This window comes from Streptomyces sp. NPDC040589 (genome assembly GCF_055594445.1).
This window is the reverse complement of sequence record NZ_JBVIWP010000001.1, coordinates 1212551-1230869: the sequence shown is the minus strand read 5'-3', so window position 1 is coordinate 1230869 and position 18319 is coordinate 1212551. Positions and strand designations below refer to the sequence as shown.

12 protein-coding genes are annotated in these 18319 nt (G+C 68.4%); 6 read left to right on the top strand and 6 right to left on the bottom strand.

From position 1 onward, the window contains the following. Window positions 1–537: 537 nt before the first annotated feature. Both rpoB and ACZ58V_RS05630 read left to right on the top strand, forming a co-directional pair. Window positions 538–4023, top strand: coding sequence for a DNA-directed RNA polymerase subunit beta (gene rpoB / locus ACZ58V_RS05635; RefSeq protein WP_468186880.1), 3486 nt, complete (start codon window positions 538–540; stop codon window positions 4021–4023). A gap of 94 nt (window positions 4024–4117) precedes the next feature. Beyond that, a complete protein-coding gene (locus ACZ58V_RS05630) occupies window positions 4118–8017 on the top strand; it encodes a DNA-directed RNA polymerase subunit beta' (protein ID WP_468186883.1) in 3900 nt (1299 codons plus the stop codon). Between the two features lie 53 nt (window positions 8018–8070). On the opposite strand, the gene ACZ58V_RS05625 is transcribed toward ACZ58V_RS05630, so the two are convergent. The 6 genes from ACZ58V_RS05625 to ACZ58V_RS05600 form a co-directional block, all read right to left on the bottom strand. After that, the gene (locus ACZ58V_RS05625; RefSeq protein WP_471288487.1) at window positions 8071–9021 is read right to left on the bottom strand and encodes a M48 family metalloprotease; all 951 of its coding nucleotides are present in this window, start codon (window positions 9019–9021) and stop codon (window positions 8071–8073) included. A gap of 44 nt (window positions 9022–9065) precedes the next feature. After that, window positions 9066–9572 (bottom strand): Pycsar system effector family protein, encoded by a 507-nt coding sequence (locus ACZ58V_RS05620; RefSeq protein ID WP_468186889.1) that lies wholly within the window; start codon window positions 9570–9572, stop codon window positions 9066–9068. Beyond that, complete coding sequence (locus ACZ58V_RS05615) at window positions 9569–10477, bottom strand: SPFH domain-containing protein (RefSeq protein ID WP_471288485.1); 909 nt, start codon at window positions 10475–10477, stop codon at window positions 9569–9571. The genes ACZ58V_RS05620 and ACZ58V_RS05615 overlap by 4 nt, the downstream gene beginning before the upstream one ends. A gap of 20 nt (window positions 10478–10497) precedes the next feature. Continuing rightward, the gene (locus ACZ58V_RS05610) at window positions 10498–12603 is read right to left on the bottom strand and encodes a hypothetical protein (protein WP_471288483.1); all 2106 of its coding nucleotides are present in this window, start codon (window positions 12601–12603) and stop codon (window positions 10498–10500) included. Then, window positions 12600–13340 (bottom strand): hypothetical protein, encoded by a 741-nt coding sequence (locus tag ACZ58V_RS05605; protein WP_471288482.1) that lies wholly within the window; start codon window positions 13338–13340, stop codon window positions 12600–12602. Before ACZ58V_RS05605 ends, ACZ58V_RS05610 begins: the two co-directional genes overlap by 4 nt. Before the next feature lie 123 nt (window positions 13341–13463). Further along, the gene (locus ACZ58V_RS05600; protein ID WP_471288481.1) at window positions 13464–14168 is read right to left on the bottom strand and encodes a Crp/Fnr family transcriptional regulator; all 705 of its coding nucleotides are present in this window, start codon (window positions 14166–14168) and stop codon (window positions 13464–13466) included. A gap of 203 nt (window positions 14169–14371) precedes the next feature. Here ACZ58V_RS05600 and ACZ58V_RS05595 point away from each other — a divergent pair, with 203 nt between their 5' ends. The 4 genes from ACZ58V_RS05595 to fusA all read left to right on the top strand — a co-directional run bounded on the left by ACZ58V_RS05595 (window position 14372) and on the right by fusA (window position 18230). After that, complete coding sequence (locus ACZ58V_RS05595) at window positions 14372–14893, top strand: DUF1707 and DUF4190 domain-containing protein (RefSeq protein ID WP_468186904.1); 522 nt, start codon at window positions 14372–14374, stop codon at window positions 14891–14893. Window positions 14894–15219: 326 nt separating this feature from the next. After that, window positions 15220–15591 (top strand): 30S ribosomal protein S12, encoded by a 372-nt coding sequence (rpsL, locus tag ACZ58V_RS05590; RefSeq protein WP_003948652.1) that lies wholly within the window; start codon window positions 15220–15222, stop codon window positions 15589–15591. Between the two features lie 2 nt (window positions 15592–15593). Further along, window positions 15594–16064 carry a 30S ribosomal protein S7 gene (gene rpsG / locus ACZ58V_RS05585; RefSeq protein ID WP_003992340.1) on the top strand — a complete coding sequence of 157 codons (471 nt, stop codon included), beginning with the start codon at window positions 15594–15596 and terminating at the stop codon, window positions 16062–16064. Between the two features lie 39 nt (window positions 16065–16103). After that, a complete protein-coding gene (fusA, locus tag ACZ58V_RS05580) occupies window positions 16104–18230 on the top strand; it encodes an elongation factor G (protein ID WP_189728729.1) in 2127 nt (708 codons plus the stop codon). Window positions 18231–18319 lie beyond the last annotated feature (89 nt).

Below are 18319 nucleotides of genomic sequence, written 5' to 3'. Positions count from 1 at the left end.
CCTGGGCGTGTAACGCGTAAGCGCGGAAGAGCGATCATCCATCCGGGTGGTCGCTCTTCGGCGTTCCCGGGGTCCGGCCACGGTTGCCTTGCACCCTCAGTGACGGGGGGTATGGTGATCTTCGTTGTGTCTCCGGGCGGCTCCGGTTCGGGCAGGGGGGCCTTGACGAACCGCACGCAGCGCGCAATTCTCAGGACGCGTCGTCACAACGATCCGTATCCGAGGCATGGATCGACGACGAAGAGGGCAGTATCAACGTGCGTTGAGGGCAGCGCCTTGTAGCAGGAGTGGAACAACGAGGGTCAACACGGGCGTGAAAACCCGGACTGGACATCAGTGTGCCAAGTGGCTACACTGACCCTTTGCGCTGCCTGTTAGCTGTCCCCTGCCCGTCACCAGGGGTCTGCCCTCGCCCGAGCATCGACGACAAGACCTGTCTGACCTGGCCTTTCGGCCGGACCGACTCGGCTTGTCTCTGTGTACGGGAGAGGGGCCGGTACGCGCGTAGTGAGTCCGAGCCCTCGGAAGGACCCCCTCTTGGCCGCCTCGCGCAACGCCTCGACCGCGAATACGAACAACGCCGCCAGCACTGCCCCGCTGCGCATCTCTTTTGCAAAGATCAAGGAGCCTCTCGAGGTTCCGAACCTGCTCGCGCTGCAGACCGAGAGCTTCGACTGGCTGCTCGGCAACACCGCTTGGCAGAGTCGGGTCGAGGAGGCTCTGGACAGCGGTCAGGACGTCCCCACCAAGTCCGGTCTGGAGGAGATCTTCGAGGAGATCTCCCCGATCGAGGACTTCAGCGGGTCGATGTCGCTGACCTTCCGTGACCACCGCTTCGAGCCGCCGAAGAACTCGATCGACGAGTGCAAGGAGCGCGACTTCACGTACGCGGCCCCGCTCTTCGTCACCGCCGAGTTCACCAACAACGAGACCGGCGAGATCAAGTCCCAGACCGTCTTCATGGGCGACTTCCCGCTCATGACGAACAAGGGCACCTTCGTCATCAACGGCACCGAGCGTGTCGTGGTGTCGCAGCTGGTCCGTTCGCCGGGTGTCTACTTCGACTCCTCGATCGACAAGACGTCCGACAAGGACATCTTCTCCGCCAAGGTCATCCCGTCCCGGGGTGCCTGGCTGGAGCTGGAGATCGACAAGCGCGACATGGTCGGTGTCCGCATCGACCGCAAGCGCAAGCAGTCCGTCACCGTCCTGCTCAAGGCTCTCGGTTGGACGACCGAGCAGATCCTGGAGGAGTTCGGCGAGTACGAGTCCATGCGCGCCACCCTGGAGAAGGACCACACCCAGGGTCAGGACGACGCGCTGCTCGACATCTACCGCAAGCTGCGTCCGGGCGAGCCCCCGACCCGTGAGGCCGCGCAGACGCTGCTCGAGAACCTCTACTTCAACCCCAAGCGCTACGACCTCGCCAAGGTCGGCCGCTACAAGGTCAACAAGAAGCTGGGCGCGGACGCTCCGCTCGACGCCGGCATCCTGACCGTCGAGGACGTCATCTCGACGATCAAGTACCTGGTGAAGCTGCACGCGGGCGAGACCGAGACGGTCGGCGACAGTGGTACCTCGATCGTCGTCGAGACCGACGACATCGACCACTTCGGCAACCGCCGTCTGCGCAGCGTCGGCGAGCTCATCCAGAACCAGGTCCGTACGGGTCTGGCGCGTATGGAGCGTGTCGTCCGTGAGCGGATGACGACCCAGGACGTCGAGGCGATCACGCCGCAGACCCTGATCAACATCCGGCCGGTCGTCGCCTCCATCAAGGAGTTCTTCGGCACCAGCCAGCTGTCGCAGTTCATGGACCAGAACAACCCGCTGTCGGGTCTGACGCACAAGCGGCGTCTTTCCGCGCTCGGCCCGGGTGGTCTGTCCCGTGAGCGGGCCGGCTTCGAGGTCCGTGACGTGCACCCCTCGCACTACGGCCGCATGTGCCCGATCGAGACGCCCGAAGGCCCGAACATCGGTCTGATCGGCTCGCTCGCCTCCTACGGCCGGGTCAACGCGTTCGGTTTCGTCGAGACCCCGTACCGCAAGGTCTTCGAGGGCCAGGTCACCGACGACGTCGACTACCTGACCGCCGACGAGGAGGACCGCTTCGTCATCGCGCAGGCCAACGCGCCGCTGACGGACGACCTCCGCTTCGCCGAGGCCCGCGTCCTGGTCCGCCGTAAGGGCGGCGAGGTCGACTACGTCACCGGTGAAGACGTGGACTACATGGACGTCTCGCCGCGCCAGATGGTGTCGGTCGCGACCGCCATGATCCCCTTCCTCGAGCACGACGACGCCAACCGTGCCCTCATGGGCGCGAACATGATGCGTCAGGCCGTGCCGCTGATTAAGTCCGAGGCCCCGCTGGTCGGCACCGGCATGGAGTACCGCTCCGCGGCCGACGCCGGCGACGTGGTCAAGGCCGAGAAGCCGGGTGTGGTCCAGGAGGTCTCCGCGGACTACATCACCACCGCCAACGACGACGGCACGTACATCACGTACCGCCTGGCCAAGTTCGCCCGCTCCAACCAGGGCACCTCGGTCAACCAGAAGGTCATCGTCAACGAGGGCGACCGGATCATCGAGGGCCAGATCCTCGCCGACGGTCCGGCCACCCAGCACGGTGAGATGGCGCTGGGCAAGAACCTGCTCGTGGCGTTCATGCCGTGGGAGGGTCACAACTACGAGGACGCGATCATCCTGTCGCAGCGCCTCGTGCAGGACGACGTCCTCTCCTCGATCCACATCGAGGAGCACGAGGTCGACGCCCGTGACACCAAGCTCGGCCCCGAGGAGATCACCCGGGACATCCCGAACGTCTCCGAGGAGGTCCTCGCCGACCTCGACGAGCGCGGCATCATCCGCATCGGTGCCGAGGTCGTCGCCGGCGACATCCTGGTCGGCAAGGTCACGCCCAAGGGTGAGACCGAGCTGACGCCGGAAGAGCGCCTGCTGCGCGCGATCTTCGGTGAGAAGGCGCGCGAGGTGCGCGACACCTCGCTGAAGGTGCCGCACGGTGAGATCGGCAAGGTCATCGGCGTCCGCGTCTTCGACCGCGAGGAGGGCGACGAGCTTCCCCCCGGTGTGAACCAGCTGGTGCGCGTCTACGTCGCGCAGAAGCGCAAGATCACCGACGGTGACAAGCTCGCCGGCCGTCACGGCAACAAGGGCGTCATCTCGAAGATCCTGCCGATCGAGGACATGCCGTTCCTGGAGGACGGCACCCCGGTCGACATCATCCTCAACCCGCTCGGTGTGCCGTCCCGAATGAACCCGGGGCAGGTCCTGGAGATCCACCTCGGCTGGCTCGCCAGCCGCGGCTGGGACGTCTCCGGCCTCGCGGACGACTGGGCGCAGCGCCTCCAGGCCATCGAGGCCGACAAGGTCGAGCCCGGCACCAACGTCGCCACCCCCGTCTTCGACGGTGCGCGTGAGGACGAGCTGGCGGGTCTGCTGAACCACACCATCCCGAACCGCGACGGCGAGCGCATGGTGCTCCCGACCGGTAAGGCGCCGCTGTTCGACGGCCGCTCCGGCGAGCCGTTCCCGGAGCCGATCTCGGTCGGCTACATGTACATCCTGAAGCTGCACCACCTGGTCGACGACAAGCTGCACGCCCGTTCGACCGGTCCGTACTCGATGATCACCCAGCAGCCGCTGGGTGGTAAGGCCCAGTTCGGTGGCCAGCGCTTCGGTGAGATGGAGGTGTGGGCGCTGGAGGCTTACGGCGCCGCGTACGCCCTCCAGGAGCTGCTGACCATCAAGTCCGACGACGTGACCGGTCGCGTGAAGGTCTACGAGGCCATCGTCAAGGGCGAGAACATTCCCGAGCCCGGCATCCCCGAGTCCTTCAAGGTGCTCATCAAGGAGATGCAGTCCCTGTGCCTCAACGTGGAGGTGCTGTCCTCGGACGGCATGTCCATCGAGATGCGCGACACCGACGAGGACGTCTTCCGCGCTGCGGAGGAGCTTGGCATCGACCTGTCCCGGCGCGAGCCGAGCAGCGTCGAAGAGGTCTGACGGGAGTTCGGAGGCCTTCGCGATGAAGGCCTCCGGCCCCAGGACCCCCGTATCAGACCCCATGACTTACAACCCTGAGAGGGATTGACGCATAGTGCTCGACGTCAACTTCTTCGACGAGCTCCGGATCGGTCTGGCTACCGCTGACGACATCCGTCAGTGGAGCCACGGCGAGGTCAAGAAGCCCGAGACCATCAACTACCGCACCCTCAAGCCCGAAAAGGACGGACTCTTCTGCGAGAAGATCTTCGGTCCGACCCGGGACTGGGAGTGCTACTGCGGCAAGTACAAGCGCGTCCGCTTCAAGGGCATCATCTGTGAGCGCTGTGGCGTCGAGGTCACCCGCGCCAAGGTGCGTCGTGAGCGGATGGGCCACATCGAGCTGGCCGCGCCCGTCACGCACATCTGGTACTTCAAGGGCGTCCCGAGCCGGCTGGGCTACCTGCTCGACCTGGCTCCCAAGGACCTCGAGAAGGTCATCTACTTCGCGGCGTACATGATCACGTACGTCGACGAGGAGCGCCGTACGCGCGACCTGCCCTCGCTGGAGGCCCACGTCTCCGTCGAGCGCCAGCAGGTCGAGCAGCGCCGCGACGCCGACCTGGAGGCCCGCGCCAAGAAGCTCGAGACCGACCTGGCCGAGCTGGAGGCCGAGGGCGCCAAGGCCGACGTGCGCCGCAAGGTGCGCGAGGGTGCCGAGCGTGAGATGAAGCAGCTGCGTGACCGTGCGCAGCGCGAGATCGACCGGCTCGACGAGGTGTGGAACCGCTTCAAGAACCTCAAGGTCCAGGACCTCGAGGGCGACGAGCTGCTCTACCGCGAGCTGCGTGACCGCTTCGGCACGTACTTCGACGGCTCGATGGGTGCCGCGGCGCTGCAGAAGCGCCTGGAGTCCTTCGACCTCGACGAGGAGGCCGAGAAGCTCCGCGAGATCATCCGCACCGGCAAGGGCCAGAAGAAGACCCGTGCGCTCAAGCGCCTGAAGGTCGTCTCCGCGTTCCTGCAGACCAGCAACAGCCCCAAGGGCATGGTGCTCGACTGCGTGCCGGTCATCCCGCCGGACCTTCGCCCGATGGTGCAGCTGGACGGTGGCCGCTTCGCGACCTCCGACCTGAACGACCTGTACCGCCGTGTGATCAACCGGAACAACCGCCTGAAGCGCCTTCTCGACCTCGGTGCGCCCGAGATCATCGTGAACAACGAGAAGCGCATGCTCCAGGAGGCCGTCGACGCGCTGTTCGACAACGGCCGTCGTGGCCGTCCGGTCACCGGTCCCGGTAACCGCCCGCTGAAGTCCCTCAGCGACATGCTGAAGGGTAAGCAGGGCCGCTTCCGTCAGAACCTGCTCGGTAAGCGTGTGGACTACTCCGCGCGTTCCGTGATCGTCGTCGGTCCGCAGCTGAAGCTTCACCAGTGCGGTCTGCCGAAGGCCATGGCGCTGGAGCTCTTCAAGCCGTTCGTGATGAAGCGCCTGGTCGACCTGAACCACGCGCAGAACATCAAGAGCGCCAAGCGCATGGTCGAGCGCGGCCGCACGGTCGTGTACGACGTGCTGGAAGAGGTCATCGCGGAGCACCCGGTTCTGCTGAACCGTGCGCCCACGCTGCACCGCCTCGGCATCCAGGCCTTCGAGCCGCAGCTGGTCGAGGGCAAGGCCATCCAGATCCACCCGCTCGTCTGCACCGCGTTCAACGCGGACTTCGACGGTGACCAGATGGCCGTCCACCTGCCGCTGTCCGCGGAGGCGCAGGCCGAGGCCCGCATCCTGATGCTGTCCTCGAACAACATCCTCAAGCCCGCCGACGGCCGTCCGGTGACGATGCCGACCCAGGACATGGTCCTCGGTCTGTTCTTCCTCACCACCGACGGCGAGATGCGCGACCTCAAGGGCGAGGGCCGTTCCTTCGCCTCGGTCGCCGAGGCGATCATGGCCTTCGACGCGGGCGAGCTGTCGCTCCAGTCGAAGATCGACGTCCGCTTCCCGGTCGGCACCATCCCGCCGCGTGGCTGGATGCCGCCGGCGCGTGAGGAGGGCGAGCCCGAGTGGCAGCAGGGTGACACCTTCCGGCTGAACACCACCCTGGGCCGCGCGCTCTTCAACGAGCTGCTGCCCGAGGACTACCCGTTCGTCGACTACGAGGTCGGCAAGAAGCAGCTCTCCGAGATCGTCAACGACCTCGCCGAGCGCTACCCCAAGGTCATCGTGGCGGCGACGCTCGACAACCTGAAGGCGGCCGGCTTCTTCTGGGCGACCCGCTCCGGCGTCACCGTGGCCATCTCCGACGTCGTCGTTCCCGAGGCGAAGAAGGAGATCGTCCGCGGGTACGAGGCGCAGGACGAGAAGGTCCAGAAGCAGTACGAGCGCGGTCTGATCACCAAGGACGAGCGCACGCAGGAGCTCATCGCGATCTGGACCAAGGCGACCAACGAGGTCGCCGAGGCGATGAACGACAACTTCCCGAAGACCAACCCGATCTTCATGATGGTGAACTCGGGCGCACGAGGCAACATGATGCAGATGCGTCAGATCGCCGGTATGCGTGGTCTGGTGTCGAACGCGAAGAACGAGACGATCCCGCGTCCGATTAAGGCGTCGTTCCGTGAGGGTCTGTCCGTGCTGGAGTACTTCATCTCCACGCACGGTGCCCGTAAGGGTCTGGCGGACACCGCTCTGCGTACCGCCGACTCGGGTTACCTGACCCGTCGTCTGGTCGACGTCTCCCAGGACGTCATCATCCGTGAGGAGGACTGCGGCACCGAGCGCGGTCTGAAGCTGCGGATCGCCTCGAAGGACGAGACCGGTGTCCTGCGCAAGGCCGAGGACGTCGAGACCAGCGTCTACGCCCGCATGCTCGCCCAGGACGTCGTCATCGACGGCAAGGTGATCGCGCCGGCCAACGTGGACCTGGGCGATGTGCTCATCGACCAGCTCGTGCACCACGGTGTCGAGGAGGTCAAGACCCGCTCGATCCTGACCTGCGAGTCGCACGTCGGCACCTGCGCCATGTGCTACGGCCGTTCGCTGGCCACCGGCAAGCTGGTCGACATCGGTGAGGCGGTCGGCATCATCGCCGCCCAGTCCATCGGTGAGCCCGGCACCCAGCTGACGATGCGTACCTTCCACACCGGTGGTGTGGCCGGTGACGACATCACCCAGGGTCTGCCGCGTGTCGTCGAGCTCTTCGAGGCCCGTACCCCGAAGGGTGTCGCCCCGATCTCCGAGGCCTCGGGCCGCGTGCGGATCGAGGAGACCGAGAAGACGAAGAAGCTCGTCGTCACCCCGGACGACGGCAGCGACGAGACGGCGTTCCCGATCTCGAAGCGTGCCCGGCTCCTGGTCAGCGAGGGCGAGCACGTCGAGGTGGGCCAGAAGCTCACCGTGGGTGCCACCAACCCGCACGACGTGCTGCGCATCCTGGGTCAGCGTGCCGTCCAGGTCCACCTGGTCGGCGAGGTCCAGAAGGTCTACAACTCGCAGGGTGTGTCGATCCACGACAAGCACATCGAGATCATCATCCGGCAGATGCTCCGCCGCGTGACGATCATCGAGTCCGGTGACGCCGAGCTGCTGCCCGGCGAGCTGGTCGAGCGCTCGAAGTTCGAGACCGAGAACCGTCGTGTGGTCCAGGAGGGCGGTCACCCGGCCTCCGGTCGTCCGCAGCTGATGGGTATCACCAAGGCCTCGCTGGCGACGGAATCCTGGCTGTCGGCCGCCTCCTTCCAGGAGACGACCCGAGTCCTGACGGACGCGGCGATCAACGCCAAGTCCGACAGCCTCATCGGCCTCAAGGAGAACGTCATCATCGGTAAGCTCATCCCGGCCGGTACGGGTCTGTCCCGCTACCGCAACATCCGGGTCGAGCCGACCGAGGAGGCCAAGGCCGCGATGTACTCGGCCGTCGGCTACGACGACATCGACTACTCGCCGTTCGGTACGGGCTCTGGGCAGGCCGTGCCGCTGGAGGACTACGACTACGGTCCGTACAACCAGTAAGCGAGTCGCTTGAGTCGGAGGGCGGTCACCTTTGGTGGCCGCCCTTCGGCGTGTCAGCGCCGGCCGTCCAGATGGGCCTGCAAGCGGTGGAGCCGAGTGTGGACGTCGGGGTGGGAGTCGAGCAGCCGCGCGATCATTCCGCCCTTGTCGAAGGCGAGGCCCGGGGCGGTGGCCGTTACCTCCCGCTCGCGCTCCTGGTGCAGTACGGCCATCAGCTGGGGCGCGAAGCCGAGCCCCGCCGCGTGCTCGTCGGCCCGTAGCTCGGACCGCCGGGAGACCGCGGCCACCAGGTAGGGCGTCGCCAGCGGCAGGAAGATCAGGCCGTACGTGGCGGTCGCCAGCGCGATCAGCACGGCCCCGGCCACGCCGATCACCACGGCGGCCGCACCTGTCGGAAGCCGGTCCAGCCGTGTGGCCGACCGGAGCAGCAGCCGCCAGGTGAGCCGGGCCGGCAGCGCGTACCAGAGGGACAGCAGCGAGGACCACGCGTGGCCGCGCGTGTGATGCCCCAGTTCGTGGGCGAGGACGCCGGCGAGCTGGGCGGGCGTCAGGGTCCGCAGCGAGTGACTGGTGACGCCGACGATGTGACCGGCCGCCGCCAGGGCGTTGATCTCGTCGCTCTCCTCCATCCAGAGTTGATAGGCGCTCGCGTCCACTCCGGCCCGGGCGGTCACCTCGCGCCAGACGGGCCGCAGTCGCCCGTCCTCCTCCGGTGTGGGGTAGCGCAGGCCGAACAGCCACCGGGCCAGGAGCCGCTCGCACGGCCGGTGGAAGACGAGGGCCCCGCTCAGGACCCAGCAGCCGAAGAGAAGCCACCAGGGCAGATCGCTCAGGTGGCCCAAGGCGTACGAGACGACGAAGACGACGGCCAGGCTGGCGGTGACGTGGGGCAGGTGCAGCACCAGCGAGCCGAAGGCGGCGAGGTCCGCCCCGCGCCGGCGGGCGGCTATGTGGACACGGCCGGGGCGGCGGGGGAGGTCGTCGTCGGGGACCGGTGCGGACATGGGTATGGGCCTTCCTTCCCGTGCGGGGGACAGAGCGGCGAAGTTCAGGCGAGGAGCATCGATCCGGGCAGCAGGACCGCCGCGCAGCCGAACGAGAGCAGTCCGGCCCGGATCCAGAAGTGCTTGCGGGCGGCGATGCCGCTCGTCTCGGCGAGGGCGAGCAGAAGGCCACGAGCGGGGTCGCGGCCCGTGTCCGCGAGGGCCGTGGTGAGCCGGCCCTCGCGTGCGGCTCGTCGTACGTCGCCGAAGTAGGTGAGCGGGCTGCCGGGCGTCCAACGGCTGCCCCGGTAGCGGGGCATGACCGCCAGCAGCAGGGCGAACAGCGCGACGACCAGGGCCGCCGCCCCGGCCCACCACAGCGCGGCGGCGGGCGCCGGAAGCTGGTAGGGAGTCCAGCCGCGCTGGGTCAGGAGCGCGGCGAGCATGCCCCCCGAGATGCCGAGCGCGCCGACGAGCACGGTGGCCTTGGCGTCGGCACGGGCGATCTCGCCGCGGAGGTCGGCGAGCAGCTGGGTGCCCGCCCGCACCGCGGAATCGTCCGAGGGGGTCATGTCCCGGACTCCGGGTCGTCCTCGGGTGGGGCGGACGGGTCCGCGGTCCGCAGGATCGCCTTCATCCGCTCGGCGATGAGCTTGTGCGGCTCATCGAGCTGGTAGCCCTCCAGCTGCTTGTTGTCCAAGGCCTGGTTGATCAGGTTCACCTGGGTGTCCAGCAGCCTGTTCTGGCCTGACTGGAGGTGTTCCAGGACGAGCCGGGTCTCGTCGGGGTGTGCCGCCAGGTGCAGGGCGAGCGCTGCGGTACCGCCCCCGGCCAGGGTGCGTTCGTAGAACCTGATCTGTTCGGCCCTGCGCTCGGCCTCGTAGGTGTCGCGGAGCCGGGTCGCCTCGTGCTCCGGCTGCGCGGCCTCCACCTCGTGCCGGGCGGCCCGCAGGCGGTCTTGGTGGGATCGCTCGGTGGCGTCGCGGCGCAGGCGTATGGAGCAGGTGACGTGCAGGCCCTGGGCGCGGCCCAGCGAGGTCGCGTCCCGCACCGCCCGCTGCACGGCCCGCTCCGCCTCGGCACTCGCGTCGATGGGGTGACGGCGGCCGGCCTCCCGCATCAGGGGCAGCAGCTCCCGTGTGAGCAGGCCGGGTACGTCCCGCTCCTGGCTGCGGACGAAGAGCGCCGGGTGGGTGACCCGCCAGCCGACGTCGGCCGTGACCTCGAACTCGAAGCTGTCGACCAGGCTGGGCAGGGGCACGGTCAGCTCGAAGGCGTGCGGGTCGGTGTCCACCTCGTACACGGCGACGTACCGCCGCACGGACGCGGGACGGTCGGGCGGCGGGAAGGTCTCGTACGCGCCCTTTCGGGTCACACACACCAGGGCGTGGTCGATGCGCCCCATGAAGCGCCGGCCGCCGAGGTGGAAGCGCGGCAGCTGCCAGACGGTGCGGACGGGGTCGGTGTCGTGTTCCATGGTCGGCCTCCGAAGGCGGGTCAGTCGAGGGCGAGGCGCTTGCTCAGCCGGTCCGCGGCCGGTGTGACGGCTCCCCTGGAGTCGCGGACCGTGCCCAGCAGATGGCTGACGCGCCGCCGGTTGGTGGGCGTGGTGACGAGGGCGCCGAGCAGCGAGGTGAGGGCCGATTCCGTCTCCGGGTCGTCGTCGGCTCCGCGCACCCAGCCGCGCAGGACGCCGAGGGCCTTCGGGTTGTGCGTCCGGTCGGTGAGCAGCGCGTCCCAGAACGCGGCCAGCTGCCGGGCGGCCGCCGGGTCCTCGGCCGCCGCGGCCCGCGCGTACCAGGCGAGGACGGGCGGGCGGTCGCTGTCCTCGTCCTTCGTCTGCCGGCAGGCCTGGAGGAAGGCGAGCAGGGCGTGCGGGCGGACCACGCGGTCGGTGCGGCGGAGTTCGTCCAGGGCGGTCAGTACGGGGTCCCGTACGGCGAGGAGGAGGAGTTCCAGGGCGTCGGCGAGCTGCCGGGCCTCCTCCGGTGGCTCCCCGTCCTCCTGGACACTGGCGGCCTCGGCGGGCGGTGGCCGGTGCATGGCGTCCACGAGTGCCGCCAGGGTCTCCTCGTGGTGCACCGGCCCCAGGAGGCCGTAGGCACGGATGGCCGTCCAGCGGCGGCTCTCGACGTCGCCGATGCACCAGTCGTGCAGGATCCGGGAGACGGCCGGCACATCCAGCAGCTGGGTCATGGTGAGGGCGTTGGCCGCGGTCAGCCAGGCGTGCGGTTTACGGCCGTCCGCCCACGGCTCGATGAGGTGGGCCATGGCGGACGACAGATCGGCCCTGGCCAGCAGCGCGGCGGCCGACGCCGCCCGGGTCCGTACCAGAGGGCGGCGGTCATCGGCCAGCTTGCGGATCCACTCCGCGAAGGCCGGGCGCGCGGACGGGTGGAGGTTCCACACCTCCTCCAGCAGCATCGGAGCCGTCCGCTCGTCCCGGAAGGCGGCGCAGAACCTGCCCTTCAGCGGACCCCACTCGGTGACCTCCGCTGTCATATAGCCGTCGGCGTGCGCGAGCCGGAGCCGCTCCTCGCGGGAGCTGCCGAAGACGGGGATGGGCGGCCGGCCGTTCGGATCCTGGATGTCGTGCAGGCGTGCGAAGAGGCCGTCGGCGAGTTCGGCCGTCACCGCGTACGGCGCCTTGTCGAAGACGGCGAGGGAGACGAGGAACGCCTTGTCGCGCAGCTCGGGCTTCTCCTCCGTGAGCCAGCGGTTCACCTGGGTCGCCACGGCCGTCTCGCCGAAGGCGGCGAGCTCCGCCTCGTCGACCTCGCCGCGATGGTGTGCGACGAGCCGCAGCGCGAACTGCCTGATCTCCTCGGGCCGGTGGTGCCGGGTGAGGAACTCCTTCACCGCTGTCAGTCCGCACAATTCCGGCCAGGCGGACTCACCGGTCGCCGGAGTGACATGAGCGTGCAGCAGTTCCTCGGCCGACGGCGGCTCCCACCGCACGGAGGGCAGGTCGCCCAGCGCCGCCGAGGGCTCGACGGTGATCACCATACGGGCGTGGGCGCGCTCCAACCGCTCGCGAAGAGAGAACAGTTGGGCCTCGCGCAGGGGACGGTTCCGGCTGACGGGCAGATCGCACAGGACGTATCCGGCCGAGGCGTCCACCTGGTCGGCCAGCTCCGGGAACGACGCGGGGGGATCGAGGGAGCGCAACCGCTCGGCGCCCAGCCGGTGCAGCAGCATCAGCGCGGCGGTACGGCGGCCCGTCTCGCGTCCGCCGGACAGGATGACGAGCCTGTCGTCCCGCAGGCGCTTCAGGGCCTCGTCGAAGCTCTGGCAGCCCCGGAAGACGACCTTCAGTTCTTCGATCTCCGCGTGCGGTATCGGCCCGGACAGCGGGAGAGGCGCCTCGGCCCGGCCTCCGAAGTGGAAGTGCTGGTCGCCGTAGTGCGTGCCGCCCGCCTGGCCGAACTGGTCGCGGGCGACCAGAGTGGAGACGAAGTCCGGGGCGTGCGCGATCAGGTCCCGGCGCGCGGCCCACGCCTCCTGCCTCGGCTGTTCCTCGGCCGCCTCTTCCCGCTGCTTCTTCTCGCCGTCCTGCCCTTCGGCCGGATTCGCCGCGTCGGCCGGATTCTCCTCCTGGCTCATCGGCGCTCGTCCCGCGCAGGACGGGTGAAGTCGAAGCGCTGGTCGCCGTGGTGGGTGCCGCCGGCCTGACCGTACTGGTCGCCGTAGATCTGGACGTCGGAGCGCTGGGGGGCGGGTGCGTCCGTGCCCGAGGCACCGGCGGGGGCTTCGGGGGAGGCCGGCGTGCTGCCCGGCTCTCCGTGCACCCAGGCCACCGTGGGCCCCTCCTTCGTCCCCACCGTCACCCGGTGGAACTCCTCCGGCCGCACGCCCAGCGGGCCGTGCCGTACCACCCCCTGGTAGATCCCTTCCGACACGCACAGCACGCAGTCGGACTCGCGCTGCTTCAGGGCGTCGCGCAGGGGGTCGGAGTTCAGCAGGCGGACCGCGTGGTTGAGGTCGGAGCCGACCCAGCCGTCGAGTTCGTCGACGGCGACGTAGCCGGAGGACAGGACGATGCGCAGCCGCATGCGGGCGCTGGTCGCCAGGAGGCGGTTCTTGTTGTGGAGGAGGGCGGGGGTCTCGGTCAGGAGGGTCTTGATCAGGGCGGGTACGGGGACCGCGGTGTCGATCAGCTCCATCACGGAGTCGCCGCGGTCGGCGCGCAGCCGGGCCGTCTCGTCGACGGCGGCGTCGAGCAGGGTCGCATCGACGACGTCGCACAGGACGCGGCGCAGGAACGCCTGCTCCACGTCGTCGCGTGAGCCGTACTGCTCGATGTCGAAGAGGAGGATCGTGCGGTACACGGGGTCGGTCATGGCTGCCTCTCGCACGTCGGTGTCCGTCGTCCAGCACGATGGCGGGTCGCGGGCGAGGGCCGCAGGGCCGATGACACGGACGGAATGTGACCGTGTGCATGGAACGGCGGGCGGGGATGTGCGTCAGGCGCAGGCGTCACCGGCGATGCGGCGCAGCACGTCGGGGCGGAGTACGACGATGCGGCGGCGCCGGGTGGCGACGACCTGCCGGTCCCGCAGCTCCTTGAGGAGCCGGGCCACCGCCTCGCGCGAGGAGCCCACGGAACCGGCGAACTCCTGCTGGCTGAGCCCGATGGTGAGTTCGATGCCCTCATCCGTCCGGTTGCCGTGCGTGCGCACCAGTTCGAGCAGCAGGACGGCCAGCCGCTCGCGCACGCTCAGCGCGGCCCATTCCAGCCGGCGGCGGTCGGTCGAGCGCTGCCGGTCCGTGGACAGGCTCAGCAGGTGCAGCGCCACCCGGGGGTTGTCCGAGACGAACACGGTGAAACGGTTCTGGTCGATGACGACCGCCTCGACCGGCTCCAGGGCCGTCACGGTCGCCGAGCGGCCGCGACCGCTGAGGGCCGCGCCCTCGCCGATGATGTCGCCGGGGCCGCGCAGGGCGAGCAGAGCCTCGTAGCCGTTGGCCGCGATCGCCGTGACCTTGGTCCAGCCGTGCAGTAACAGCAGGACGTGGGCCGAAGGCTCGTCCTGGTGCAGGATCACGCCCCGGGCCCGGTAGCCGAGGGGGCGGCCGATGGCGAGCAGGGCGGCGCGGTCCTCCCGCTCCAGCCGGGCGAGGAACGGGACGCCGTCGTCGTCCCACGCGCGTGCCTGCCCCCCGGTCATTCCGCCGACCCCCGCGTTCACCTGTGCCGATGCCTGCCCTGTACAGGCGGCGTACTGGCGTCAACGTACTGGAAACGACCATGGAGGAAACGGGCGTGATTCGGCCGCGTGGCTGACGAACGGCGCCTCGCCCGGGTGCACCGATGCCGGAACCGTCCCTTCGGCGCATCATGGAAGGACTCAGGCTCCCGGGGAGGTACTCCGTGTCGCAGCCGCCCTATCCGTCCTGGCAGCCCTGGCAGGGCGCCGGCGTCCCGTCGATGCTCGCCTCGCACGCCGACCGCGAGCGAACCGTGGACGTGCTCAGAGCCGGGTACGGCGAGGGGCGGATGGAGCGGGACGAGTTCGAGAAGCGGGTGGCGCGGGCGTACGGGGCCCGGACGGTGGGGGAGCTGGCGCTGCTCGTGGCGGATCTGCCGCAGGGGCCGGTGCCGCAGTCGACGGGCGCCGTGCCCGTGGCGCGGACGTTCCTGCCGGTGCCGCGGCCCCCGACGAACGGGAAGGCGGTCGCGGCGGGCGTGTGCGGTCTGCTGTGTGTGCCGACGATGGGGCTGACCGGGATTCCGGCCGTCGTGCTGGGACACGTGGCGCGGGCCGAGATCCGCAGCCGGGGCGAGTTGGGGGACGGGCTCGCGCTGACCGGACTGGTGCTCGGATGGTTGTCCACGGCAGGCTGGGCACTCGTCCTGGTGTTGCTGACGGTGGTGTCCATCGCGGCGGGATGAGCGATCGGCTGAATGGCTGGCTGAACGGCCGGATGAACGTCCGGCTCAACGGCCCGGGGTCTTGACATGCTCCGCATAACCATGCGGGCGGCACCCATTTGTTTTGACCGCAGCGAATGCGATAGGTACGCTCAGACCTTGTGCCTGGGGTGTGCCCTGGCTCTCGTGCGTGCCATCAACCGCATCGCGAGCTGTTACCGGCCACCGCAATCTGCGCTTCTTTCTGCCTCGCGGCGGGAGTCCGCGGGATTCGACACACCCGACCGCGTGGGTCGGCGACGTTCCAGGTTAGCTTCACCATTCGGCACACAGAAACCGGAGAAGTAGTGCCTACGATCCAGCAGCTGGTCCGTAAGGGCCGGCAGGACAAGGTCGAGAAGAACAAGACGCCCGCACTCGAGGGTTCCCCTCAGCGTCGTGGCGTCTGCACGCGTGTGTTCACGACCACCCCGAAGAAGCCGAACTCGGCCCTGCGTAAGGTCGCGCGTGTGCGTCTGACCAGCGGGATCGAGGTCACCGCTTACATTCCGGGTGAGGGACACAACCTGCAGGAGCACTCCATCGTGCTCGTGCGCGGCGGCCGTGTGAAGGACCTGCCGGGTGTTCGCTACAAGATCATCCGCGGCTCGCTCGACACCCAGGGTGTCAAGAACCGCAAGCAGGCCCGCAGCCGCTACGGCGCCAAGAAGGAGAAGTAAGAATGCCTCGTAAGGGCCCCGCCCCGAAGCGCCCGGTCATCATCGACCCGGTCTACGGTTCTCCTCTGGTGACCTCCCTCATCAACAAGGTGCTGCTGAACGGCAAGCGCTCCACCGCCGAGCGCATCGTCTACGGCGCCATGGAGGGTCTGCGTGAGAAGACGGGCAACGACCCGATCATCACGCTGAAGCGCGCACTGGAAAACATCAAGCCGACCCTCGAGGTCAAGTCCCGCCGTGTCGGTGGTGCGACGTACCAGGTTCCGATCGAGGTCAAGCCCGGTCGTGCCAACACGCTCGCGCTGCGCTGGCTGGTCGGTTACTCCCGCGCCCGTCGCGAGAAGACCATGACCGAGCGTCTGCTCAACGAGCTTCTCGACGCCTCCAACGGCCTCGGTGCCGCTGTGAAGAAGCGCGAGGACACCCACAAGATGGCCGAGTCCAACAAGGCCTTCGCGCACTACCGCTGGTAGTCGCTACCCACATCGAGACCGAGAGAAGACTGAAGCCTTATGGCTACCACTTCACTTGACCTGGCCAAGGTGCGCAACATCGGCATCATGGCCCACATCGACGCGGGCAAGACGACCACCACCGAGCGGATCCTCTTCTACACCGGCGTCAGCTACAAGATCGGTGAAGTCCACGACGGCGCTGCCACCATGGACTGGATGGAGCAGGAGCAGGAGCGTGGCATCACGATCACCTCTGCTGCCACCACCTGTCACTGGCCGCTCGAGGACAACGACTACACCATCAACATCATCGACACCCCGGGTCACGTCGACTTCACCGTCGAGGTGGAGCGCTCCCTGCGCGTGCTCGACGGTGCCGTGACGGTGTTCGACGGTGTCGCCGGCGTTGAGCCGCAGTCCGAGACGGTGTGGCGTCAGGCGGACCGCTACGGCGTTCCGCGTATCTGCTTCGTCAACAAGCTCGACCGTACCGGTGCCGAGTTCCACCGCTGCGTCGACATGATCACCGACCGCCTGGGCGCGCAGCCGCTGGTCATGCAGCTGCCGATCGGTGCCGAGGCGGACTTCAAGGGCGTCATCGACCTCGTGACGATGAAGGCCCTGGTCTGGTCGGCCGAGGCGACCAAGGGCGAGATGTACGACACCGTCGACATCCCGGACACCCACGCCGAGGCTGCCGAGGAGTACCGCGGCAAGCTGCTCGAGGCCGTCGCCGAGAACGACGAAGAGCTGATGGAGCTGTACCTGGAGGGCACCGAGCCCACCGTGGAGCAGCTCTACGCCGCGATCCGTCGCATCACGATCGCGTCCGGCAAGAGCGACGGCACCACCGTCACCCCCGTGTTCTGCGGCACCGCGTTCAAGAACAAGGGCGTCCAGCCCCTGCTCGACGCGGTCGTGCGCTACCTGCCCACCCCGCTCGACGTCGAGGCCATCGAGGGCCACGACGTCAAGGACCCGGAGCAGGTCATCGCGCGCAAGCCGTCGGAGGACGAGCCCCTCGCCGCGCTGGCGTTCAAGATCATGAGCGACCCGCACCTCGGCAAGCTCACCTTCGTCCGCGTGTACTCCGGCCGCCTGGTGTCCGGCACCGCCGTGCTGAACTCCGTCAAGGGCAAGAAGGAGCGCATCGGCAAGATCTACCGCATGCACGCGAACAAGCGTGAGGAGATCGAGTCGGTGGGCGCCGGCGACATCGTCGCCGTCATGGGCCTGAAGCAGACCACCACCGGTGAGACGCTGAGCGACGACAAGAACCCGGTCATCCTGGAGTCCATGGACTTCCCGGCGCCGGTCATCCAGGTCGCCATCGAGCCCAAGTCGAAGGGTGACCAGGAGAAGCTGGGCGTCGCGATCCAGCGCCTGGCCGAGGAGGACCCGTCCTTCCAGGTCCACACCAACGAGGAGACCGGCCAGACCATCATCGGTGGTATGGGCGAGCTTCACCTCGAGGTGCTGGTCGACCGCATGAAGCGCGAGTTCAAGGTCGAGGCCAACGTCGGCAAGCCGCAGGTCGCCTACCGTGAGACGATCCGCAAGGCCGTCGAGCGCGTCGACTACACGCACAAGAAGCAGACTGGTGGTACCGGCCAGTTCGCCAAGGTGCAGATCGCGATCGAGCCGATCGAGGGCGGCGACGCCGCGTACGAGTTCGTGAACAAGGTCACCGGTGGCCGCATCCCGAAGGAGTACATCCCTTCGGTGGACGCCGGTGCGCAGGAGGCCATGCAGTTCGGCATCCTGGCCGGCTACGAGATGACGGGCGTCCGCGTCACGCTCATCGACGGTGGCTACCACGAGGTCGACTCCTCCGAGCTCGCGTTCAAGATCGCTGGTTCGCAGGCCTTCAAGGAGGCCGCGCGCAAGGCCAGCCCCGTGCTGCTCGAGCCGATGATGGCCGTCGAGGTCACCACGCCCGAGGACTACATGGGTGAGGTCATCGGCGACATCAACTCCCGCCGTGGCCAGATCCAGGCCATGGAGGAGCGGGCCGGTGCCCGCCTCGTGAAGGGCCTGGTGCCCCTCTCGGAGATGTTCGGCTACGTCGGAGACCTCCGCAGCAAGACGTCGGGTCGCGCAAGCTACTCGATGCAGTTCGACTCCTACGCCGAGGTTCCCCGGAACGTCGCCGAGGAGATCATCGCGAAGGCCAAGGGCGAGTAACGCACCGCGTCTACACGCCGTAGGCTTGACTCCGGAGCCTTGAGGGGCATTCCGCCACAATCATGGTGAGAATGTCCCGGGGCCCGGGC

Bases quoted from the DNA above. Each gene is read 5' to 3' on its own strand.
- ACZ58V_RS05625 (WP_471288487.1), bottom strand. From the start codon at position 9,021: ATGTCCGCACCGGTCCCCGACGACGACCTCCCCCGCCGCCCCGGCCGT.
- ACZ58V_RS05620 (WP_468186889.1), bottom strand. From the start codon at position 9,572: ATGACCCCCTCGGACGATTCCGCGGTGCGGGCGGGCACCCAGCTGCTC.
- ACZ58V_RS05615 (WP_471288485.1), bottom strand. From the start codon at position 10,477: ATGGAACACGACACCGACCCCGTCCGCACCGTCTGGCAGCTGCCGCGC.
- ACZ58V_RS05610 (WP_471288483.1), bottom strand. From the start codon at position 12,603: ATGAGCCAGGAGGAGAATCCGGCCGACGCGGCGAATCCGGCCGAAGGG.
- ACZ58V_RS05605 (WP_471288482.1), bottom strand. From the start codon at position 13,340: ATGACCGACCCCGTGTACCGCACGATCCTCCTCTTCGACATCGAGCAG.
- ACZ58V_RS05600 (WP_471288481.1), bottom strand. From the start codon at position 14,168: ATGACCGGGGGGCAGGCACGCGCGTGGGACGACGACGGCGTCCCGTTC.
- rpsG (WP_003992340.1), top strand. From the start codon at position 15,594: ATGCCTCGTAAGGGCCCCGCCCCGAAGCGCCCGGTCATCATCGACCCG.
- fusA (WP_189728729.1), top strand. From the start codon at position 16,104: ATGGCTACCACTTCACTTGACCTGGCCAAGGTGCGCAACATCGGCATC.